Annotated in this window: 21 protein-coding genes and 1 pseudogene; 12 read left to right on the top strand and 10 right to left on the bottom strand. The window is 62.0% G+C overall.

The window, feature by feature from the left end; genetic code table 11:
- The first annotated feature begins 3 nt into the window (after positions 1-3).
- From NDI72_RS18140 to NDI72_RS18130, 3 genes are all read left to right on the top strand, one after another.
- The gene (locus NDI72_RS18140; protein WP_283801289.1) at positions 4-1,593 is read left to right on the top strand and encodes an ABC transporter substrate-binding protein; all 1,590 of its coding nucleotides are present in this window, start codon (positions 4-6) and stop codon (positions 1,591-1,593) included.
- Between the two features lie 153 nt (positions 1,594-1,746).
- Positions 1,747-2,715: an isoaspartyl peptidase/L-asparaginase family protein gene (locus tag NDI72_RS18135; RefSeq protein ID WP_206545014.1), complete on the top strand. Its 969-nt coding sequence runs from the start codon at positions 1,747-1,749 to the stop codon at positions 2,713-2,715.
- Complete coding sequence (locus NDI72_RS18130) at positions 2,712-3,758, top strand: ketopantoate reductase family protein (protein WP_283801287.1); 1,047 nt, start codon at positions 2,712-2,714, stop codon at positions 3,756-3,758. Before NDI72_RS18135 ends, NDI72_RS18130 begins: the two co-directional genes overlap by 4 nt.
- A 34-nt stretch (positions 3,759-3,792) precedes the next feature.
- On the opposite strand, the gene NDI72_RS18125 is transcribed toward NDI72_RS18130, so the two are convergent.
- The 5 genes from NDI72_RS18125 to NDI72_RS18105 are packed head-to-tail and all read right to left on the bottom strand — an operon-like array spanning position 3,793 to position 7,752.
- Entirely contained in the window at positions 3,793-4,866 is a 1,074-nt protein-coding gene (locus NDI72_RS18125) for an ABC transporter ATP-binding protein (RefSeq protein ID WP_283801286.1), read from the bottom strand.
- Between the two features lie 36 nt (positions 4,867-4,902).
- Positions 4,903-5,739 (bottom strand): tripartite tricarboxylate transporter permease, encoded by an 837-nt coding sequence (locus tag NDI72_RS18120; RefSeq protein ID WP_283801284.1) that lies wholly within the window; start codon positions 5,737-5,739, stop codon positions 4,903-4,905.
- 4 nt (positions 5,740-5,743) lie between these two features.
- Entirely contained in the window at positions 5,744-6,250 is a 507-nt protein-coding gene (locus tag NDI72_RS18115) for a tripartite tricarboxylate transporter TctB family protein (protein ID WP_283801283.1), read from the bottom strand.
- A gap of 6 nt (positions 6,251-6,256) precedes the next feature.
- Positions 6,257-7,210, bottom strand: a complete 954-nt coding sequence (locus NDI72_RS18110) for a Bug family tripartite tricarboxylate transporter substrate binding protein (protein ID WP_283801282.1) — start codon at positions 7,208-7,210, stop codon at positions 6,257-6,259.
- 32 nt (positions 7,211-7,242) lie between these two features.
- Complete coding sequence (locus NDI72_RS18105; protein ID WP_206994633.1) at positions 7,243-7,752, bottom strand: MarR family winged helix-turn-helix transcriptional regulator; 510 nt, start codon at positions 7,750-7,752, stop codon at positions 7,243-7,245.
- A 98-nt stretch (positions 7,753-7,850) separates the two neighbouring features.
- Here NDI72_RS18105 and NDI72_RS18100 point away from each other — a divergent pair, with 98 nt between their 5' ends.
- Entirely contained in the window at positions 7,851-9,497 is a 1,647-nt protein-coding gene (locus NDI72_RS18100) for an alkaline phosphatase family protein (protein WP_283801280.1), read from the top strand.
- Here NDI72_RS18100 and NDI72_RS18095 read toward each other — a convergent pair.
- From NDI72_RS18095 to NDI72_RS18085, 3 genes are all read right to left on the bottom strand, one after another.
- Positions 9,494-10,834, bottom strand: a complete 1,341-nt coding sequence (locus NDI72_RS18095) for a sensor histidine kinase (protein ID WP_283801279.1) — start codon at positions 10,832-10,834, stop codon at positions 9,494-9,496. The genes NDI72_RS18100 and NDI72_RS18095 overlap by 4 nt on opposite strands.
- Positions 10,831-11,418: a putative pterin-binding protein gene (locus NDI72_RS18090; protein WP_283801278.1), complete on the bottom strand. Its 588-nt coding sequence runs from the start codon at positions 11,416-11,418 to the stop codon at positions 10,831-10,833. Before NDI72_RS18090 ends, NDI72_RS18095 begins: the two co-directional genes overlap by 4 nt.
- Positions 11,419-11,629: 211 nt before the next feature.
- Positions 11,630-12,613, bottom strand: coding sequence for a hypothetical protein (locus NDI72_RS18085; RefSeq protein ID WP_283801277.1), 984 nt, complete (start codon positions 12,611-12,613; stop codon positions 11,630-11,632).
- Between the two features lie 222 nt (positions 12,614-12,835).
- Between NDI72_RS18085 and NDI72_RS18080 the strand changes: the two genes are divergently transcribed.
- Positions 12,836-13,921: a response regulator gene (locus NDI72_RS18080; protein WP_283801276.1), complete on the top strand. Its 1,086-nt coding sequence runs from the start codon at positions 12,836-12,838 to the stop codon at positions 13,919-13,921.
- 327 nt (positions 13,922-14,248) lie between these two features.
- Here the strand turns inward: NDI72_RS18080 and NDI72_RS18075 are convergent.
- Positions 14,249-14,947: pseudogene (locus NDI72_RS18075) on the bottom strand (RES family NAD+ phosphorylase).
- Positions 14,948-14,952: 5 nt separating this feature from the next.
- Positions 14,953-15,366 carry an antitoxin Xre-like helix-turn-helix domain-containing protein gene (locus NDI72_RS18070; protein ID WP_283801275.1) on the bottom strand — a complete coding sequence of 138 codons (414 nt, stop codon included), beginning with the start codon at positions 15,364-15,366 and terminating at the stop codon, positions 14,953-14,955.
- A 204-nt stretch (positions 15,367-15,570) separates the two neighbouring features.
- On the opposite strand from NDI72_RS18070, the gene NDI72_RS18065 reads away from it, so the two are divergent.
- The 7 genes from NDI72_RS18065 to NDI72_RS18035 all read left to right on the top strand — a co-directional run bounded on the left by NDI72_RS18065 (position 15,571) and on the right by NDI72_RS18035 (position 22,478).
- A complete protein-coding gene (locus NDI72_RS18065; protein ID WP_283801273.1) occupies positions 15,571-16,320 on the top strand; it encodes a GntR family transcriptional regulator in 750 nt (249 codons plus the stop codon).
- A 72-nt stretch (positions 16,321-16,392) separates the two neighbouring features.
- A complete protein-coding gene (locus NDI72_RS18060; protein ID WP_283801271.1) occupies positions 16,393-17,079 on the top strand; it encodes an N-acetylmannosamine-6-phosphate 2-epimerase in 687 nt (228 codons plus the stop codon).
- A complete protein-coding gene (locus NDI72_RS18055; RefSeq protein ID WP_283801269.1) occupies positions 17,072-17,959 on the top strand; it encodes an ROK family protein in 888 nt (295 codons plus the stop codon). Before NDI72_RS18060 ends, NDI72_RS18055 begins: the two co-directional genes overlap by 8 nt.
- A gap of 14 nt (positions 17,960-17,973) precedes the next feature.
- Positions 17,974-19,305: an extracellular solute-binding protein gene (locus tag NDI72_RS18050; RefSeq protein ID WP_283801268.1), complete on the top strand. Its 1,332-nt coding sequence runs from the start codon at positions 17,974-17,976 to the stop codon at positions 19,303-19,305.
- 167 nt (positions 19,306-19,472) lie between these two features.
- Positions 19,473-20,339 carry a carbohydrate ABC transporter permease gene (locus tag NDI72_RS18045; RefSeq protein ID WP_283801267.1) on the top strand — a complete coding sequence of 289 codons (867 nt, stop codon included), beginning with the start codon at positions 19,473-19,475 and terminating at the stop codon, positions 20,337-20,339.
- Entirely contained in the window at positions 20,340-21,161 is an 822-nt protein-coding gene (locus tag NDI72_RS18040) for a carbohydrate ABC transporter permease (RefSeq protein WP_283801266.1), read from the top strand.
- A gap of 294 nt (positions 21,162-21,455) precedes the next feature.
- A complete protein-coding gene (locus tag NDI72_RS18035) occupies positions 21,456-22,478 on the top strand; it encodes a Bug family tripartite tricarboxylate transporter substrate binding protein (protein ID WP_206548502.1) in 1,023 nt (340 codons plus the stop codon).
- Positions 22,479-22,553: the final 75 nt, after the last annotated feature.

Genomic DNA, 22,553 nt, shown 5'->3' with positions numbered 1-22,553 from the left:
GAGATGAAGTTCACACCGCAGTTTCGTGCAGCAGCACTGGCCGCAGCCCTGATGACGGGTGTTTCCGGTCTTGCCATGGCTGACGATCTCACCATTGGCGTGCGCGCCGGACCGCTGTCCATCGATCCGCATTTCACCGCCGCTGGCACCCATGCCGAAGCGATGAAACACATCTACGATACGCTCGTGAAATCGGGCAATGGTCTTGAGCTGGAGCCGGGGCTGGCCGAAAGCTGGACCGCAATTGACGACAGCACCTGGGAGTTCAAGCTGCGGCAGGGTGTGAAGTTCCACGACGGTTCCGACTTTACCGCCGAAGACGTGAAATTCTCCATCGAGCGCATTCCCAATGTGGCCGGTCCCAACCCGACCACCATCTATGTGCGCCGCGTTGCCTCGATCGAAATCGTCGATCCCTACACGATCCGGGTAAAGACGGACGGGCCGGCTCCCACGCTGCCGAATGATTTCATTCGCCTCTTTGTGGTTTCGCACACGGCTGCCGCTGACTTTTCGACCAAAGACACGGCCAATGAGGGCTTCAATTCGGGCAAAGCCGCGATTGGCACCGGGCCTTACAAGTTCGTTTCCTGGACGCCCAAGGAAGAGCTGGTTCTGGAGAAGTTTGACGGCTACTGGGGCGGGACCGAACCCTGGGACAAGGTTGTCCGCAAGGAGATCCCCAACGATGCGTCTCGCGTGGCGCAGCTGAAGGCGGGGCAGGTCGATATCGTTGCGCGCGTTCCGGCCGCAGACGTGCCGGTGCTTGAACGCGATTCAGCGCTCAAGGTAACGCGTGAAAACAGCGTCTACCTGTTCAATGTAGAATTCGACTTCCGTGAAGACAGCCCGCAGATCACGGCGAAGGACGGTTCCAGACTGGACAAGAACCCATTCCTGGACCCGCGCGTGCGTGAGGCCATCGACCTCGCCATCGATCGTGAAACCATCACCGAAATTGCGATGGAAACGATGGGAACGGCGCCGAGCCAGCTCGTGACGCCGAACATCTTTGGCTACAACGATGCGCTGCAGGTGCCGGAGTACAACGTCGCCAAGGCAAAGGAACTCATGGCCGAAGCCGGATATCCGGATGGTTTTGCGGTGACGTTCTCCTTCACCAATGACCGTCTGCCGAGCGACAAGGACGTTGGCACGACGATTGCCCAGATGCTTGCCAGCATCAACATCAAGGCCGACGCCAATGCGGCTCCGGGAGCGGTGTATTTCCCGGCGAAGACCCGTGGCGAATTCTCGTTCACCATGTCTGGCTGGGGCACGCTGACAGGCGAGGCGAATTACACGCTCTCCTCGCTCGTTCACACCAATGATCCCGAGACGAAAATGGGCGCGTTCAATGTTCGCGGCTATTCCAATCCGGATATGGACCGGTTGATCGAGGAAGCGGCAGCCGAGATGGACGAGGGCAAGCGCCGCGAGCTTCTTGAAGAAGCAAACGCACTGGTGGCGACGGATCGTCCGAACCTGCCAATCGCATCGATCGTCAGCGCCTGGGCGATGAAGAAGGATCTTTCGATCACGCCGCGCTCCGATGAGGACACGCTTGCGATGAACATCCGCCCCACCGAATAAGGCGGACAGAATTCCGGCCGCAGACTCCCCTGCGGCCGGTGGCTCTGGGTGCACTTTCGCCATCGCAGTCAACACCAACGTCACCTGCGATGCATTCGCCCCAACCCGGCTGTCTCTTGGCGAGTGGTCGGGTATTTTTTTGAGGAAATGACAATGAAGCCTGTGGCACTGGCGATACATGGCGGTTGCGGCGTCATGGCCAAACTCGATCTGAGTGAAGAGGAGTGGGAAGCAGCGCGCGCGGATCTGGCCGCCTCATTGCGCGCCGGTTGGGCGGTGTTGCAGGCCGGCGGCTCGGCGGTGGACGCCGTGGAGGCAGCCGTGGTGGTGATGGAGGATTCGCCCCATTTCAACGCCGGTTACGGCGCTGCCCTCAATGAGAATGCGGAGCACGAGCTCGACGCTTCCATCATGGACGGGGCGGATCTGGATGCCGGCGCGATATCGGCGGCGAGCCGCGTTCGCAATCCCGTGAAGGCGGCGCGCGCGGTGATGGAGAAAAGCGGAGCCGTGCTTCTCACTGGCGCGGCAGCCGACCGGTTTGCCGAGCGTTGTGGGCTCGACATCGTCTCACCCGATTACTTTACGACCGAACGCCGCCGCAAAGCACTGGCATCGATGAAGGCGCATGCAAAGGCTGGCACCTACGCCGCAGCCTCCGAAGCCGAGAAGCATGGCACGGTCGGCGCCGTGGCGCTCGATGCCGCAGGGCATCTGGCTGCCGCCACCTCGACGGGCGGCTACAACAACAAGCCGGAAGGGCGGGTCGGCGATTCCCCGATCATCGGTGCGGGCACTTACGCGCGCGATGGTGTCTGCGCGGTATCGGGCACGGGCCAGGGCGAGTTCTTTATCCGGCATGTGGTCGGGCACGAGATCGCAAGCCGGATCGCCTATCTGGGCGAGACGCTCGAAACCGCAGCGGACAGGGTCATTCGCGAAGACCTGAAATCCTACGGCATCGGCGCGGGCGCCGTGGCCGTCGACGGCGCGGGCAACATCAGCGCGCCTTACAACACGGACGGCATGTTCCGGGGATGGGTGACGCGCGACGGTGGGCTGCATGTGGCAAGCCATGATGCCGTCTTCTTCATCGAGACGCTGGAGGTAAGCGGATCATGAGCGAGCCGATCCTGATCTGGGGCGCAGGGGCGATAGGGGGCACGCTTGGAGCCTACTGGGCGCGCGCCGGCCATCCGGTTCTGATGGTCGACCTTGTTGCCGATCACGTGCGTGCAATTTCAGCCGAAGGGCTGAGCATCGAAGGGCCTGTGGCGGAGTTCCGCCAGCAGGTCGACGCGGTGACGCCCGATGCACTTACGGGTGTGTTCAAGCGCATCGTTCTGGTCGTGAAAGCGCAGCACACAGCCGAAGCCTGCCGCATGCTCCTGCCGCATCTGGCCGAGGACGGCTTTGTCCTTTCGGCGCAGAACGGGCTGAACGAGCTGGAAATCGCTTCAATCGTTGGCCGCGAGCGGACCATGGGGGCGTTCGTCAATTTCGGCGCTGACTGGATTGGCCCCGGGCGCGTGCTCTACGGCAATCGTGGCGCGGTGGTGGTCGGTGAGGTCGATGGCTCCATCGGCGAGCGCACACGCGCCATGCATGCCCTGCTGCGAGACTTCGACCCCGACGCCATCCTCACGGATGACATCTGGTCCTATCTGTGGGGCAAGCTCGCCTATGGGGCGATGCTTTACGCAACGGCGCTCAACAATGACAGCATGTCGGACAATTTCGCCGATCCGCATCGTTTCGCGGTTTTCAATCGCCTCGGGCGTGAGGTTTGCTCCGTCGCGGCGGTGCAGAATGTGAAACCGAGAGGCTTCAACGGTTTCGACCCGTCTGCCTTCACGGCGGGAGCGGGCGAGGCGGAAGCGCGTCGTTCCATCGCGGATCTGGCCGAGTTCAACCGGTACACGGCCAAAACCCATTCCGGCATCTGGCGCGACCTTGCGGTGCGCAAGCGCCGCACCGAGGTCGATGCCCAGCTCGGCATAATCTGCGAACTGGCGCGCGATTCGGATATCGCCACGCCGGTTCTGGCGGAGATGATTGCGCTGATCCACCGCATCGAAGACGGCAAGCTCGAACAGGGAAGCGAAGCCTTCGATCTGCTTCTGGACGTCGCGAGAGCCGCGGAAGCCGAGAAGCCGGGAGCCTAGTGCACCTTCCCTGTCTCAGGCTCAAGCGACACGATCACCCGACCCTGCGCCCGTCCGCATCGAAGATGTGCAGCGCATCCGGCGCGACCTTCAGAGGTAGGAGCGCGCCGGTTGGCGTGTCGAGAGCAGGGGGCAGGGTTGCGACCACCTTGTGTTCGCCAAGCAGGCCGGAGACAACCACTTCCGGGCCCGTCATCTCTGCAATTTCGGTGCGTGGCGCGAGGGTGGCCTCCTCGGCATTTTCCGCCATATGAAGCGCTTCAGGGCGAATGCCGATGATAATGGGCTGGTTTTCTTCCAGAAGGCCGGAAGATGTCGCGGGAAGATCGAAGGCCGTGTCCGTGCCTTCCACAATCGCCCTGTTCCCGGCAACACGGGCAGGAAGCATGTTCATGGGCGGTGAGCCGACGAACTCGGCGACATATCTTGTCGCAGGCGTGTTGTAGATTTCCGCCGGGGTTCCGAACTGCTCGACACGGCCGTTGCGCATCAGGGCAACCTTGGTTGCGAGCGTCATGGCTTCGATCTGGTCATGGGTGACATAGACCACCGTGGTCTTGAGCATGGCGTGCAGCCGCTTCAATTCGGCGCGCATTTCCATGCGCAACTTGGCGTCCAGATTGGAAAGCGGTTCATCGAACAGGAAGACTTTCGGCTTGCGGACAAGCGCGCGCCCGATGGCGACACGCTGGCGCTGACCACCGGAAAGCTGACCGGGTTTTCGGTCCAGCAGGTTTTCGATCTTGAGCAGGCGCGCGGCCTCCTGAACGGCGGCGGCGCGCTCTTCCTTCGCCACACCGCGCATTTCCAGACCGAACCCGATATTGCGCGCGACGGTCAGGTTTGGATAAAGCGCATAGGACTGGAACACCATCGCGATGTCGCGGTTCTTCGGCGCAACACCCAGAACCGAGCGGTCCTCGATGCGTATGTCGCCGGCAGTCGGATCGGCCAGTCCCGCAATCATGTTGAGCAGGGTGGATTTGCCGCAGCCCGAAGCGCCGAGAAGCACAAGGAAATCACCGCTCTCCAGGCTGATGTCAATGCCCTTCAGGGTCTCCACACTGCCGTAATTCTTGCGGATGTCGACGATTTCGAGTTCGCTCATGGCGAAGTCTCCCTCAAGGCTGTTTCAAGCTGAAAATCATAATTGCGGGGGGTGGTTGAGCACCGAACCCGGCCCCGGCAGGAGGCCGATGAAGGTTCCCAGAACGCCGGAGCGGATAAGGGTTCGCCAGTATCGCAGCGTTCCGATGATGCGCGAAAAATCGAGTGTGTTGCGCCCGAGATCCAGCCGGTCCGTCTTGAGGATGCCCTGCTCGAGAAGCAGCAGAGACTGGCCGATGCCGAAGATGCCAAGCACCAGCGCGACAAGATCGAAGCCGTTCTGCATCGGCCAGAAGCCAAAGGTGAAGCGCGCGCTCAGTGTCGGACCGTCAATGCCGATGGTGGACAGGAAAAGTCCGACGCCGAGGAGAAGAAGGCCGCGTGCCAGTTGATCGCGGAAGGACACGACGACGAGCGTGACGCCGAAAAGTGCCGCGACCAGATATTCCGGCGGCCCGAAGCTTGCTGCCACGTGTGAGAGGAGCGGCGCGAGCATGATGAGGATGACGATGCTGACGAGACCGCCGCCGAGGGAACCCACGAGTGCTGCGGAAAGCGCGGTCTGCGCCTCACCGCGCGCGGTGAGCGGAAACCCGTCAAAGGCGGTGACGATGGAGGAGGGGACGCCCGGTGTTCGCAACAGGATTGCGGGAACCGCGCCACCGAAATAACCGCCGCAGAACACGCCGAGCAGAAGCGAGAGCGCCACGGACGGTTCCAGCGAAAAGGTGAAGGGAAGGAGCACCACCATGCCCACCATCGGGCCGAGCCCCGGCAGAACGCCCACGATGATGCCGACCGTGGTGCCGATGACCAGCGCAACGATGTTTGCGAACGAGAAGGCCTGGCTGAAGCCCTGTGCAAGAAATTCCATGAGTTCAGGCCCCGATCATTTCAAACAGCCAGGGTGCTGGAAACCAGATGTCGAGAAAGGTTTTGAAAGCCAGATGCACGGTCAGGGTCATGATAGCGGCGATGGCGACGGACTGCCAGGGACGCCGATAGACCATCAGGAGCCCGATGAGCACAGCCAGAAAGGTTGCGGCGGAAAGGCCAATTGCAGAAATGCCCAGCGGATAGAGGCACATCAGAACGAACAGCGCCGCGGCGCGTCCGGGGAAGCCATTCCCATCCACATGGAAGGGCAGGCCGACACGGTGGCACAGCAGGCGCAGGATCGCGGGAACGGCCGAGAGAGCCGTTCCCGCCAGAACGATCATCGGGAAGATCAGCGGACCCTTGTAGAAAGGATCCGGACCGGACCGGTCGACCAGCCAGGGCGACAGGATGAGAAGTACGGCGGCTGCCAGGCCGATCCCGGCAGCCAGCGTTTCATGCCCTGACGGCGCTTCTGCCGCGCTGTCTTCGTCCGTCCGGTTTGTCATGGGTGACTATTCCATGATCCCGAGATTTTTCATGGTCGTGCCGAATTCGGCCAGCTCGCGATCCATGCGCGCGCGCGCCTCATCGGGCCCGCTGGAATGCGGCACGACACCGACATCCTCGATCACCTCGGCCACTTTCTCGTTCTTCATCGCGGAGAAGAAGGCCGCGGAGAGCTTGTTGACGATTTCCTTGTCGGTCTGCTTGGGAACAAAAGCGCCGAACCAGATCGAATAGGCGTCACCATAGCCCTGTTCGGACACGTTGGGCACATCGGGATAGGCCGGCAGGCGGTCGGGGACCATGGCTGCCAGGATCTTCATCTTGCCGGCGTCGATGTAATCGGTCAGGCCCGGCGTTGAGAAGGTGATGACATCGGCATCGCCCTGCACGACCAGAAGCGGGTTGAGCTCTGAATAGGCGGTCTCCTTCCACTCGAAGCCGCCGGTTTCGGCCACTTTCATGGCAATCAGGGTCGGCACTGCTCCAAGGCCCCAATGCGCCAGACGCAGTTCGTTCTTCTTGCCGTATTCGGCGAGCTCATCGAGATTGGAATAGGGAGCGTCAGCGCGCGCGGCCAGCGTGAAGGGGCTCGACCACACCAGGCCGAGCGGCTGGAGGTCATCGTTTTTGTATGGCGTCTTGCCGCGCAGCACCTGTGTGATCATCGGGCCAATGGAAACCAGTCCCATCGTGTAGCCATCGGGACGGGCGTTCGCCAGATCGGCAGCGCCAAGCACCGCGCCGCCGCCGGGCTTGTTGACCACCTTGACCGGCACGCCAAGTTCATCCGACATCACCGGCGCGATTGCGTTGGCGACCAGCGTGGACGGATCGTTCGGCGCGGGCCACGGAATGATGATCTGGATCGGCTTCGACGGCCAGTCGGCCATGGCCGCCCCCATCGAGACGCCGAGAACGGCGGTTGCAGCGAGCGCTGCGCGTAACAACTTACCAAACATGTTTTCCTCCCATTTCGTTTTTCAGGCCCGTTTCAGGTTTCAGCCTCCTCGGCCGGGCGGGCAGCCCGGTGGCTCATCATTGGCTGCAGCTTGTCGAGAAGCGAAAACAGGGTTTCAAGTTCGCCCGGCGTCAGCGCCGCCACGACAAGCTGGTTGCGCTCAAAGGCGCGTGCGAGAATGCGCCGGTGCACATCCGCGCCTTCGCCGGTCGTGCGCAGGCGGATCGTCCTCTGGTCGTCCGGATCGGGTTCCGCCTCCACGAGCCCCTTTTTCGCCAGCACATTCACGACGCGGCTCAACTGCCCCTTGTCGATGAGCAGGGCGCGGGCCACTTCGAAGAAGCGCACCGGCTCCGATGCCGCGATGATACCGAGCACCCGCCACTCCACGATGCGAAAGCCGAATTCCGTCGCAAGCCATTGCTGCGCGATGCGGTCGCCCGCCGCGCCAAGCATGGCGACGCGGAAGGTGAGCAGATCACGAATGTCGCCGATCCGTGGATGGAGCGCGACGGTCTCGTCTGGTCCTATCGATGCTGGCATGCTGCCTGCCATTGCTTTCCACTCGATATCGTTGCGTTTGTCAACGATATCGTGTTTAGTTTTGTTGTCTTTGTCAACGGTCTATCGAGCGGAGTCCCATGTCGGGTAAGCCCGGGAACATCCTTTTCATCATGTATGATCAGCTGCGGTTCGATTATCTGAGCTGCGCGGGGCATCCCTGTCTGGAGACACCGAATTTCGACCGGGTTGCATCCATGGGCGTGCGGTTCACGCGGGCCTATGTGCAGTCGCCCGTGTGCGGCGCTTCGCGCATGAGTTTCTACACCGGCCGCTATGTGCATTCCCATGGCGCGAGCTGGAACGGCTTTCCCCTGAAGGTGGGCGAGATCACGCTCGGCGACCATCTGAGGCGGCTCGGCATGGATGCGGCTCTTGTCGGCAAGACGCATATGCGGGTGGACGCCGACGGCATGGAGCGGCTTGGCCTGACGCGGGACTCGATCATCGGCGCACGGGTGGCCGAATGCGGCTTCGACATCTTCGTCCGTGATGACGGCCTGTGGGGTGAGGGGCCGGCTGGCCACTATGATACGGGTCCGCAGCCCTATAACGACTACCTCAAGGAGAAGGGCTACCCGGGCTCAAACCCCTGGCATGACTTCGCCAATTCCGCCGTCGATGACGATGGTGACATGGCGTCCGGCTGGTTCATGGAAAACGCCGACAAGCCGGCAAACATCGCGGAAGAGGATTCCGAGACGCCCTGGCTGACGCGCCGGGCGGAAGAGTTCATCGCGTCGCGCGGCGACAGGCCGTGGCTTTGCCACCTCTCCTACATCAAGCCGCACTGGCCCTACATCGTGCCCGCGCCTTATCACGACCTCTATTCCGCGCGTGACGTTATCGCGCCGGTTCGTTCCGAAGGTGAACGGCAGAACCCGCACCCGCTTTATCGCGCCTTCATGGACAACACGATCGGGAAGGCCTTCCGCCGCGACGAGGTGCGCGCGAAGGTGATCCCGGCCTATATGGGTCTCATCAAGCAATGTGATGACCAGCTTGGGCAATTGCTGGACTTTCTGGAACGGTCCGGCCGTCTGGAAGACACGATGATCGTGATTACCTCAGACCATGGCGATTACCTTGGCGATCACTGGCTGGGCGAGAAGGATCTCTTCCACGAGCAGTCGGTGAAGGTGCCGATGATCATTTTCGATCCTTCTGCGGAAGCTGACGCCACGCGCGGACAGGTCTGCGACGCGCTGGTCGAGTCGATCGATCTGGCGGCAACTTTTGTTGAATTCGCCGACGGCGAGGTGCCTGATCATGTGCTGGAAGGCCGTTCTCTGATGCCGTTCCCCCACGGTGAAGAGCCAGCGGAATGGCGGGATTTCGTGATCTCGGAATATGATTATTCCCAGACTTCGATGGCCGAGGAACTGGGCGTGCCGCCCAAACAGGCGCGGCTTTTCATGGTTGCGGACAAGCGCTGGAAGTTCACGCATGTCGAGGGATTCCGCCCCATGCTGTTCGATCTCGTGAACGACCCCCAGGAGCTGCGTGATCTTGGTGATGATGCGGAGTATGAGGACATCCGGCGTATGATGGCGGAACGCCTTGCGGAATGGGCGCGCAGGCCCTCGCAACGAACCACGAAATCCGACGCGCAGATCATCGCCGGGCGCAATGGTTCCGACGGCAAGGGCATCCTGATCGGCGCCTATGAAGAAGCCGATATAGGGCCCGAGTTCACCGAGCGATACAGGGGCAAGCCGGGGCGTTAGACCCGCGCGGCTGGCCACTCATCGGGAAGCCTCAGCGTGAAGGTGGAGCCGATCCCGGCGGTGCTGACGAAGTCGAGCCTGCCGCCGAGAAGCTCGGCGAGCTGGGCGGAGATGCTCAGTCCAACGCCGGTACCGGGAACCTCTTGGGCGGTGCTCGCCCGGAAGAAGTGGCCGAACATCTTGTCCTGCTCCTCTGCCGGAATGCCGATGCCCTGGTCCTGAACCGAAAAACAGATCTGCCGGTTCTCCGCGCGGACGCCGATCAGCACGGTCTCGGTCTCTGGCGAGTATTTGACGGCGTTGGAGACAAGGTTGGTCAGAACCTGCTCCGCCAGAAACGGGTCCGACACGAAGGAGGGCGGAACTTCGTCGCCGATCACGATGTCGATGGCCCGATCCGGCGTTTCCGTTAGCTGGCGGGCTTTTACCCGTTCCAGAAGAGCGGCGATGTCGCAGTTTCGCGGCTTCATCGCGACCTGACCGGTATCCAGACGGATGACCTCAAGCGTTGCCTCGATCAGTCTGGTCAGATCGCGCACCTCCGAGCGTACCTGAAGCGCGCGGCGTTCGATCTCGGCCTGGTCCATGGCGTCGCCGCTGCGCAGAATGCGCTGCATGGAAGAATCGATCACGGCAAGCGGGGTCCGAAACTGATGCGACACCAGCCCGACGAAACTGCGGTATAGCTCTGCGCTTTCGCGCTCGCGCGAGAGCGACATGCGAATGCGCTGTCTCTCCGCCATGGTCCGGAGCATCATGACCGAAAGGAAGATGCCGAGCGCGATGATCCCCAGGATCGACACGATGACCTGAATGATGGCCGCCTGCTGCCTGTCGAGGCGCGCGCCGGTTGCATCCCAGTGTTTGACCATGGAGCGATTGGCTGCGCGACCGAGATCCCGACTGAGGGTTTCAAGCAGTTCGTGGATCGAGAGCGCCACCGTGGCGTCGCCGAGGGCGAGCGTGTGCAACCCGGTCTCCAGTGCCCGGATGGCGCTGTCCTGCCGGGCAAGGCTCTCTCCCATGCCCAGTTCTTCCATATAGCGTGCCTGCGGACCTTCGGTGAGAAGGGCGAGACGGCTCAGGAGCACGTCATAGCGCCGCGCGATATCCACCTCGCTATCCGGAATGGAGCTTTTCTGCGAGACCGCCACATCAAGCAGCAACGCGGCCGATTGCGCCTGCGATATGGACCACAGCATGTTGTCGCCCTGGCTGCGCCGTATCTCCGCCTCGGTGTCGAGCAGGCGGATGAGGGCGAAGACCAGCAGCACCGCGAAGGCGAGGATCGTGACGCCAACCGTGACATAGGCGAAGAGGTCGCTTCCGCGCTTCATTCCACGTTCAGCCGAACGAGTTGCCAGACCCAGCGATAGTCATAGCGGATGTCCTGCAATGCGTCGTGATCGTCGCGCGGATAAACGATCCACAGAGGACCCTTGTCGCTTGGCTGGAGTCTTTGGCCGTCCATATGCGTCGCGACGAGAACATCGAAGCGCGAGAAATCTTCCATCGGAATGTCGATGATGTAGTCGTTGATGGCGCTTGCCGTCACCGTTTCTCCATCCGCCCCGAGATAATCGAGCAGATCGCGCATCAGGAAACCGTCGAAGCGGCGAACCCCGTCGGTCACAACCGTTGTTGTCTCGACGGATTTCTGCGGCAGCGCCGCCAGCATGGCCTCGTCAAAGAGCGCTCTATCATCGGCATTCGTACGTTTGATACTGCCGGTCACCGTCAGCACCACATCTCCGGTCGGGGAGGAGAGATTGTCTTCTCCGGCAAGGGCTGGCGGCAGGAACGCGACAAGCCCGGCGCCGAGAAGCGCGATGCGCGCAAGTCTTCTGATCTGCCCTGTCCGCGATGCATCCGACCGCGTTTCGCAAGCGCCGGCCATGCCGGCGAAAGTGTTTTGCGACATTGGTGTTCCCCCGTTTCACCGCCCCGCACCATCAAACTCTCAAGGACGCGCGCGTTCAAGGGCCGATGGCTGCAAGAGCGAAGTCTGATCCGCTGAGAGACGGGTTAGCAGGCATGGGTGATGAAGGGGTGAAGGTTTGGCGCGGGCCGAAATGATGCTCCGGGGCGTCCAGCGTGTTGTGGACGCCCCGGAATGGCGCTGCCGCGGGAGGTCAGCCGTTCGCGGTCGCCGGATCGGGGTTGGCGCGCGGCGGCTGATAGGACGCGGCCTTCTCCTTGAGGCTGGAGAATTTCTTCGAAAGCTGTTCAAGCTTTGCTTCCCAGGCAGGGTCCGGAACCTGCCCCTTGATGGTGCGGAAATAGACTTCCATCATGCAGGTGATGGCAAATGGCTCCAGCAGCGCCGCCTTGACCGACCATGCGAAAAGCAGGGCGAAGACAACGCCACCGGCCGACCATGCGCCGGGAATGAGATAGACGGCGAGGCCCGCAGGCGCGAGCATGATGAGGAAGACGAAGAAGGACAGCCCGTAGACGATGAGCGCCAGCCAGGCCGCATTCTTGAGCATCGGCTTGTAGTTCTGGGCATAGAGCACCAGCCCGGTCCGCGCGGATTCCCAGGCATTGTCGGAATTGGTGCGGATCGCGAATGCCAGGATGACTTCATCGATGAAACCCACCGCAATGCGCAGGAAGGCGTGAATGATCGAAACGAACTGCTGTGCGCCCGGGATCGGCAGAATGCTCACCATGCCGCGCACCAGCCCGGTGATTGCGCGCAGCACGCCCTTGACCAGCTGATCGATGCCGAAAAGCACGCTCGCCTGTACAAAGCGCCGCGAAATTTCCTCACGGGCATAGGAAACCTGCGAGCGTCCTTCGGGCAGTTCTTCCCCGTCGAGCAATTTTACAAGCACGGCGATATGGCCGGCCTTGACGACATAGAGAACATATTCCCGCAGCAGATACATCACCGCGGCGACCACGCCGAAGCCGATGACGCCGCCCCACATGGTCGTCGTCGCCTGAAAGTCGGGATCACCGAACCCGCCGATGCCCCAGCCGACGCCGGCGCCGACACCGGTGACGAGAACATAGGCCACGGCAGCGCCGAAATAGACCGCCATCCGCAGCACAATGAACGGCATTGTCCGGGCCATCAGCCCCAATGCGCGCCCTATGGAAAAATCCCACATTCCCTTGTCTCTCCGACGGTTGAATCAGTTTTGCAAAAACTATTGACGATAGGGAAGATGCGCCCCCTTCGTTTGAACGGGGATATGCCGGAGGCTTTCGAACACAACCGGTTGGACAGGCGGCATGGATGCACGGGCGCGTCATTCTTGACGGGGTGTCGTCGGAGGCTCACGCATGTCATTCTATGGGTTGGCGACAGGGAAGGGGGTACACGGGCGGCAATGGCAGGCAACGGATCGAAACCAATTATTCTGTGCGTCGAGGATGAGCGTCATCTGAGGCAGGACATCATCGATGAACTCGGGATCGCCGGCTATGAGGCGCTGGCGGCCAGAGACGGGCGCGAAGCGCTCGCCATGCTGGAGACAAGCCGCCCGGATCTCATTCTCTGCGACATCACCATGCCGCGACTGGACGGCTATGGATTGCTGGAAGCGGTGCGCAGCAGCCATCCCGGTCTGGCGGATGTGCCTTTCGTGTTTCTGACGGCGCTCGACGAGCGTGACGCCGTCATCAATGGCAAGCGTGCGGGCGCTGATGATTATCTGGTCAAGCCGATCGACTTCGACCTGATGCTTGCCACCATCGAGGCGCGGCTGCGACAGGTGGAGCGACTGGGACAGGGCGCGGGGCGCGAACTGGACGCGATGCGTCAGGCGCTGACCGACGCACGCGCCGGCACGGCTGCCGGCATGCGGCGCGTTGTCAATCTTCTCTCCTTCGGTGTCGTTCTGGTGTCGGGCTCTGGTGTTGCATTTGCCAATCGCGCGGCGCAGGCCATTCACCGGGCCGGCGACGGTCTGGTCATCGACAGGGCGCTTCGGCCTGCCTCCTCCAATCTCGCGGCTGAGATGAAATCGTTTCTGGCCGAGGCCTGCGAGGCTGCCCGGCTTGGCCGGGATCACCTTTCGAGCCTGTCGGTGCCGCGCCTCTCCGGTCAGCGCGACTTTCTGCTTACGGCCTGCGCGCTGCCCGATACAAGCGAGGCCATGAATGGAGATGCGCAGGCGGTGGTGTTCATCTCCGATCCCGAGCGCCGGCCTGCGGTTCCTGACGAACTGCTTGCCAAGCTGTTTGACCTGACACCGACAGAGGCGCAGGTCGCGCGCGCTCTGGCGCATGGTCGGCGAACCGATGAGATCGCTCAGGATCTTGCCGTGTCACCCACCACGGTCGCGTTTCATCTGCGCAATCTTTTTGGAAAGACAGGCACCCATCGGCAGGCGGATCTGATCGTGCTGCTTTTGACCGGGCTTGCATCCATCTCGGGGCCGGAATTGGAAGCAGCTCCACAGCCGCAAACTTGAAGCGCCTGGTGTGCTCGGCTTTGGGAACATCGCGGCGACCTTTCCGCGATGCTCCAGATTGTAGGCAAGTTATCGATTGTTGATTGACCCGGCAGCCCCCCGCCCCCGGGCGAAGTGAACCCCAACAGTTTCATCGAGACCACCGGAGAGCGTATCCATCTGGTCGAAGAGCGCGCCCTTCGTTTGAATAGGGCGGCTAACTTTTTTCGAAGCGCCGCCCTGTATGGCGTCAGCCGGCATTGTTGCTGGAAGTGCTGGAAACGCATCTGATCGTTCGCCCGACGACCGGCAAGGCCCCGTAACAGGGCAGTCTTTCAGGGGCGAGTCCTAGACGATCCTGAACACCGCGCCGCTGCCGGCATCGCGGTAGAAATCAACGCGTTCCCCGTTCCAGTGATAGTCGATATGGCGACCCTGCAAGGGGTTTGCCGCGTTGTCGGGGTGGAAGAGGCCGACGCATTCGCCCTCCTCATGACGAACGCTCGGATAGACGACGCCTTCCGAGCCGTCAGCGCGCAGCAAAGCGGCGAGAGACTGGCCCGCTGCATAATCGTCCGGCGCAAGCGCCAGTTCCCAGCCTTCGCCACGCAGATCGTGTAACTCAGCCCCCACATCGAGCACGATCTCGCGAAACTGGGAGGTCCAGCCAGCGGGCTCGTTCGTCGCCGCCATGAAACGGGCGTGGTGGTGGATCGTTTCGAAAAGCGCGGTTTCGAAGCCCTTCGCCACATAGAGAACGCCAAAACGCCCATCGCTGAAGCGGCTCGGCCGGTCCGGGCTCACATGGGTGAAGGGCGCCATCAGCCATGTTGCGCCGGGGCCGGCGACGCGGCGATCCTCCGGCACGAGATCCAGCTTGCCGATGGTCTCCATAATGCGCGGGTTGGTTTTCTGTTCGGCGGAGATGAGCAGCGGTCAGTCGGCAGGGTCGGCGATGTCTTCGAACAGATCGATCGGCGGAAAGATGCTGCGAATGATCCGCACCGCGCCGCGCCATGCGACGGGCGCAAGGGGAGGGGTATTCATTTCGTTCACCAGCCGCCCCGTTCGGCATCGAGATAGCGCCGCACCCGCATGAGGTCGGTCAGTTCTCCACCCAGCATGATCTCGAGCGCGGAACGGCCGCCGAAGGCTTCATTGGGCTTGCCGATCCATTGGTAGGCGCGCTGGGGCTCGCGGAAGATGAGGCGTAGCGCCTTGTGTATGCCTATCAGGTTGGAAAGCCGCGCCTTGCTGTCGCGGTCGATGCGGCCGAGTTCCCCTGCTTTCCAGCGCTGATAGGTGCGCAGCGGCAGGTCAAGCAGGGTTGCGGCCTGCTCGTCGGTGATCTCCCATAGCCGGAAGAGGTTCACCGTGGCGCGGAACATGGCTGCTGCCTCGTCATCCGTGATCGGGGCGGGCCGGAACTCCCTTGAGCGTGTATCGACCGGCTGCAGCTGCGCCATGGTATTTCTCCTTTTGGCATTAAATAGTAGATGTGATGCCAATCGGCAAGATTCATCACCCCGGAGGCATGGAGCAAAGGGAGAATGGCGTTGCCGTAAGGCCGCTCTCGGAGATCAAAAGCAGCATATAAAATAATACCAGTTCAAAACCTGTAGAAATTTTGTCATCATGCGCAGCGGACACAATGACCGAGGCAGAGCGGAATGAATGAAGCGGCACTTCTCGAATTCATACGGGGGCATATCGCCAGCGGAAACGGAGCCGAGCCGCTCTATCGCCAGGTCGAAATGGCGCTGGCGGAAGCCATTCATTCGTCGCGGCTGAAACGCGGCGCCGTGATCCCGAGCGAGCGCACCCTTTGCGCCGCACTCTCCATGTCCCGCGTCACCATCCGCCGCGCCATTGAGGATCTGGAGGCGGATGGTCTGCTGCATCGCAGGCATGGCGCAAAAACGGTGGTTTCGTCGCGGCTGGAGAAATCTCTCTCCACCATGACGAGCTTTTCAGAGGATATGCGTTCGCGTGGTCTGGAGCCCGGATGCATATGGATTTCCAAGGAAACAGGGCGTCCCTCGCCGACGGAAATGATGGCGCTTGGCATCTCGGTTGCCGATGAGGTCGCGCGCCTGAGGCGCATCCGCACCGCTGACAACACGCCCATCGCGATCGAGACGGCGACGCTGCCTCTGCGTTTCCTGCCGAGACCCGCCGAGGTGGGCGATTCCCTCTATAAGGCTCTGGAGGCCAGAGGGGCCATGCCCGTGCGTGCGGTGCAGCGCATGCAATCGACCCCGATCACACCGGAGGAGTCGCGGCTTCTCGAAGCCCCGCCGCAGACCAGCCTTCTGGTGATGGAGCGTCGCTGCTTTCTGGAAGACGGGCAGATCGTCGAGTTCACGGAAACCAAATATCGTGGCGATGTCTACGATTTCGTCATAGAGCTGCACCGCTAATACCAGTTTGAAACTGGTTGTTATCTGGTATTTTGTCTGCCTATGATATCCTCCACAGATGGAGGAGAAAGCGTGCCGAACCGCATCCTAGCGCTCGAAAACGGGCTGATCGTCTCCTGCCAGCCGGTCACCGGCGGGCCGATGGACACAGCGCCCATCGTCGTTGCCTTTGCGCTGGCGGCGCTTGCCGGCGGCGCGCAGGGGCTGCGCATCGAATCTGCCGATTATGTGAAAGCCGTGCGGGCCGCCACCGATGCGCCGATCATCGGCCTGATCAAGCGCGATCTGGACACGTCTCCCGTGCGCATCACGCCGTGGATCGAGGATGTGGAGGCGCTTGCCAAGGCGGGGGCGGACGTCATCGCCTATGACGCCACGCAGCGCGAGCGTCCCGTTCCGACGGCAGATCTGGTCCGGCGCATTCACGCGGCGGGCAAGCTCGCCATGGCCGATTGCTCGATTGTTTCCGATGCCCGGCAGGCGCTTGACGAAGGGGCCGACATGGTTGGTTCCACGCTCTCCGGTTACACGGACGGGCCGGAACCCACGGAGCCCGACCTTGAACTGATCAGCGCCATGCGTGCGCTCACGCCTCATGTGGTGGCGGAAGGCTGCATTCGCCTGCCGCGTCATGCGGGCGAAGCGCTGCAGGCCGGGGCGCGGCTGGTGGTCGTCGGCTCCGCGATCACGCGGCCCGAGCATGTCACCTCCTGGTTCCGGGCCGATATGGATGCCGGGGCGGGAGCGCGTGATGCGTGAGGCTCCGACGGTTCTGGCGCTCGACATTGGCGGCACGAAAATGCTTGCCGCGCTCGTGCGTGGAGAGACCGTTGTCGACAGCCTGAAAGTGCCGACCCCGCGCGATATGGGCGGACCCGCCCAATGGCTCGAAGCGCTCTTTGCGCAGATCGAGCACTGGAAGGGCGCCTATGGATGTGTCGGCGTTGCCGTAACGGGCATCGTGGATGACGGGCTCTGGTCCCCGCTCAACCGCAGGACGCTGGATTTTCCCGACCGCTTTCCGCTGCTTGAAACAGTTGGCGTGCTTTCCGGCACGCCAACCATCGCCGCCAATGATGCGCAGGCTGCTGCATGGGGCGAATATCGCTTCGGCGAAGCCGAGGGCAATCTCGTCTTCCTGACCGTTTCCACGGGCATTGGTGGCGGCATTGTCATGGATGGGCGGCTGAGAACCGGACTTGCCGGGCATTTCGGCCTCCTGCGGGGGCAGGACTTCGAAGGCGCCGGCGGGGATGACAGCGCGCTGGAGGATCACGTTTCGGGCAATTTCATCGCCGCTTCCGCGGCGGCGCATCAGCCGGGCGCAACGTCGAATGACGTTTTTGACGCGGCGGCCAGGGGCGCGGTCTGGGCGAACGAAATCATCGACCGTTCGGCCCGGCGCGTGGCCATTCTGTGCCGCAACATTAAGCTCAGCTTTGACCCGGACCGCATTGTCATCGGCGGCGGCATCGGGCTTGCCCCGGGGTATCGCGCGCGCATTGAAGCGCAGCTGGATCACGTTCCGGAACGGCTGAAGCCACGGCTCGTGGCGGCCCGGCTGGGGGAGAGGGCCGGCGTTGTGGGCATCGCTGATCTCGCACTTCAAAACACGACACAAAACCAAGTCAAACAATGAATGGGAGAATGGATATGAGACCTGTTGCACGATTTGCGGCCATGTTGGCAGGAAGCGTTTTTGCTGCGGGCCTGTGGGCCGGCGTGGCAAGCGCCGAGGTCACCGTGCTCGGCTGGCCGGGCGGCCCTGAAGAAACGGCGCTGCGCGCCGCAGCCGAAGCCTATAACGCGAAGGACGATGTCAGCGATGAGAACAAGGTCGAACTCCTGTTCTTCAACCGCGACGGCTTCTGGGACAAGCTGCAGGCAGATCTCGCTGCAGGGTCCGATGCGTTCGATCTGAACCTGCTCGCCACCTATTCGATCGGCCGCTATGCGCCGTTCATGGAGCCGGTGGAACTGCCCGACGGGGCGCAGGCGCTTTATGGCGATGCCGTTCTTTCGACCATGCAGTTCGAGGGCAAGCAGTATGGCGTGCCGACCGATCTTTCTCTGCATTTCATGTATTACCGCAAGGATCTCATCGATGCGCTGATGAGCGATGACAGCGCCAGGGCACGGTACGCGGAAATCAGCAAGGAGCATCTCGGCCAGCCGCTTGAGCCCAAGAACCCGGATGACTGGACCTGGGACGATTATGCGGCCACCGCGCTTTATTTCACCAAGGCGGTGAACCCGGACAGCCCGACCCGCTACGGCACCGTTCTGCAGATGAAGAACCTGCTGTTCAACATCATGGTATGGCAGTCGACCGCGCGTTCCCATGGTGGTGACTGGATGGATGCCGAAGGCAACATCACGGTCAATTCGGATGCATTCCGCGAGGGGCTTGAGCTCTACAAGATGCTCTACGACGCCGGCGCAACGCCGCGCGACTCGCTTTCCTACGAGTTTGCCGAAGCCAATGCCGCCTATGCGGCGGGGCAGGTGGCCGCCATGGTGCAGTGGAACGCGGCTGCCGCCGATCTCACCAATGCGGAAAAATCACCCGCAGTGGGTGACGCGACCGCCACCATCGCTCCACCCGCCGGGCCTGAAAGCCGGGCCACGCATATCCATGGTCTCGGTCTTGGCCTCAACAAGAACGCCGGCAACAAGGACGGTGCGAAAGCCTTCCTGAAATGGCTCTCCACCGAAGAGGCAGCCCTCATCTATGCCCGTGCGGGCGGTGCGCCGGCACTGTCGGCCGAGGCTGTCGCGGCAGTGGCGGAAGAGCGGCCGGATCTGGTGCAGCTCGGCGAATATGCCGGTGCCTATGGCTACGTCATGAATGGCGGCGCATCGGCAAATGCGCTGGCCATCTACGAGCTGCAGGCAAAGGAGTTTACCGGCTACTGGTCGGGCCAGCAGGACCTCGACGCCGCACTTGCCAATGTCGAGAAGGGCATGGCGGATCTCCTGAAATAAAGCTGGCGTCAGCCCCTCATCCTCCCCTTCTCCCCGCACGCGGGAAGAAGGGGAGGTAGACGTTGCCACTTCTTTCTTCTCCCCGTGTGCGGGGAGAAGGCGCCGGTAGGCGGATGAGGGGCAGCGCCGACCACCAAACCGATCTGGATCACAGACCAAGAAGCACCATGGAAACGACCCATCGCACCGAATGGACGCTGCTTGCCACGCCGCTGATGGCGTTTCTGCTGGTCTGTCTCGGCTTTCCGGCCATCGTCAATCTGATCTACTCGGTTTCCGAAATCAGCTTCGAGACGCTGCGCAGTCCGCAGATCTCCGGTTTCGGCAATTTCGTCGCTGTTCTCACCGATGAGGCGTTCTGGCGCGCCAATTGGTTTTCCCTGCGCTTCGGCCTGCTGACCGCTGTTCTGGAATGTCTGATCGGGCTTGGGCTGGCTGTTTTTCTGGCCCCGCTTTTCAAGAACCGCAGCTGGCCGATTGCCATTCTCATGCTGCCGCTCATGGTGGCTCCGGCCTTGATGGGGTTGATGTATCGCCTCGTTCTGCACGAGTTCGCCGGCCCCGTGCCGCATTATCTCTGGGCCTGGTTTGGAAACAGCCCGGCCTTTCTCGGTGCCAATTCGGCTTTCTGGACGCTTATCGTGGTCGAGACGCTGCAGTGGACGCCCTTCGCCTTCCTGCTGTTCCACATGGCCTATCAGGCAATTCCGGAGGAGCTTCGGGAAGCCGCTGCAATCGATGGTGCGACCGGGTTTGCCCGTTTCTGGCGCATCGAGCTACCGCTGATGTTGCCCACACTGGCGGCGGCGCTTCTGATCCGCTTCATCGATGGCTTCCGGGTTTTCGACAATGTCTACGTGCTGACCGGCAGTGGGGCCGGCGGCTCCACCACTTCGCTGTCGATCTACATTTACGAAGCCTTCTTCAAGCAGGCTGCCATCGGCAAGGCGGTCGCGGCTTCGGTCGTCCTTTTTGTGGCATCGTTCATGGTGCTTTACGGCCTCAACCGCTTTGCCCGGCGCAGGAGACGATAGATGCTCAACGCGCTCCGCTGGGCCGTGTTCGCCCTTGCCGCCTTTGCAATGAACTTTCCGCTCATCGTCACGCTTGTGACCTCGTTCAAGAGCGCGCGTGAGATCTCGACCAATCCGGGGCTGTGGATCAATGCGCCGACGCTTGAGAACTATGTGACGGTGCTCACGGTTTCGGACCGGCTGAACATTTTCCTCTATCTTGCCAACAGCTTCGCCATTGCCGCGATGGGCACGCTTCTGGCCGTTCTTCTGGCGCTGCCGGCGGCCTATGCAATCGTGCGCGGCCGTTTCGGCGAGAAAACGCTGCTGCCGCTGATCGTCAATCTGCGGGCGGTTCCGCTGGTGATCTTCGCGATCCCCATCTACATGATGTTCCAGTTTATGGGGCTGCTCGACACGCGGTTCGGCCTCGGCCTTGTGATGACCATCGTCAACATCCCGCTGGTGCTGATCATTCTCGTCAACGCCATATCGGATGTGCCTTTCGAGCTCGATGAAGCGGCCATGATCGACGGCGTGAGCCGGCCGGGGATTCTGGTGAAGATCATTGCGCCCGTCATCCGTCCGGCAATTGTGACCAGCATGATCTTCGGCTTCATCACCGCGTGGAACGAGTTCCTGTTCGGCCTGATGCTGACGACCTCGAAGGCTGTGCCCGTAACGGTCGGCGCATCGTTCTTCTTCGCCGCTTCCGGCGGCGGCGTGCAATGGGGCGTGGCCGCTGCCGTGATGATGGTCGGCGCATTGCCGCCCATGCTTCTCGGACTGGTCATGTACCGCAAGATCAGCGGAACGATGATGGCAGGCGCCGTTAAGGGATAGAGAACGGGCTAGAAGTTCCGCTCGTTCCGATGCGCCATCAATAGCCGGGACACGCCGTCTTGTCTGTCTTGCCGCTCTCTCGCCGAGGCGCGCGGGCTGCTTCATCACGCATTTTTTCCAGAGCGGGGCAGGGGGCTGTCTTCGGCCCCAGCCGCGGGCCATTGCGGGCGGGTTTGCATTCGTTTGCCGGCACATATGGCGCGCGCGTCTCGGCAGCCTGCGACAAAAGCGCTTGACAGAAAGCCAAAAGACATCACTAATTATCTAACCGTTTGGTTAGTTAGGGGAACAAAAATGAAGAGCAAGACACTTGCCGCACGCTTGATTTCTGCGGCTTTCGGAGCGTCAGCGCTGCTTGCCGCTCCGGCTTTCGCCGAGGAGTGGAAGCCCACTGAACCGGTGACGATCATCGTCCCGTGGTCCGCTGGCGGCTCCACCGATACTGTCACCCGCGTCGTCGCGGGAGAGCTGAGCAAGGCTTTCGGCCAGAACTTCGTCATTCTCAATCAGCCCGGCGCATCGGGCTCCGTTGGCACACGCGCCGTCTGGGAAGCGCCGCATGACGGCATGACCATGGCCGCCGGCGCGGCTGCCGATCTCGGGGCCTATCCCGTTTTCGGAACGCTCGACGCGAACCTCGATCAGTGGCGTCTTTACCTCCACGTGGCCAATCCGGGCCTCGTCTCGGTACGCGCCGACAGCGAGTGGGAGGATTTCGGCGATCTTCTGGAAGCCATGAAGTCGGGAAGCGAGCCGATCACGGTTTCTTCCGGCGGGCTTTCCTCCGCCACGGCGATCTCCATGCAGGCGCTTGAGAAGGCCGCGCCCGGCATCAAGTTCCGCCAGATCGTCTATGAAGGCGGCAACCCCGCCGTAATCTCCACGGTTTCGGGCGAGACGCAGTTTACCGCGCAGACGGCGACCGAGCAGGTGGACATGATCCGCGCCGGGCGTCTGCGTCCTCTCGCTGTCATTGCCGACCAACCGCTTGAGCTTCAGGGCTATGGCACGGTTCCGCCGGTCACCGACTGGCTGCCGGAGGTTGCCAGCGCGCCGAACTTCTTCGGCATCTACATTCCTGCCGATGCGCCCAAGGAAGTGCTCGACGCCATGGACAAGGTCTGGGCGGAAAAGATAGCCAATTCCGACGTCATGAAGAAGCACGCCGCCGAGCGCGGTGCGCTGTTCAAGGCGACCCATGGCGAGGAAGCCGCGAAGACCGCGCTGCCCTTCCTCTCGATCAATGCCTGGCAGCAGTTCGACAGCGGCGCTGCGCCGAACGATCCGAGCAAATTCGGCATTCCGCGCCCCGAATAGGGCTGGAATTGCGGCTCCCCCTCCTGTGAGGCGGGGGAGCCTTGACGTTTCGCCTATACGCAACCGGAAGGTATC

Origin of the sequence: Nitratireductor sp. GZWM139, assembly GCF_030068685.1 — a bacterium.
Taxonomy (GTDB): Bacteria; Pseudomonadota; Alphaproteobacteria; order Rhizobiales; family Rhizobiaceae; genus Nitratireductor; species Nitratireductor aquimarinus.
Note: the sequence above shows the minus strand (reverse complement) of the source record. Positions and strands in the feature narration are given on the sequence as shown.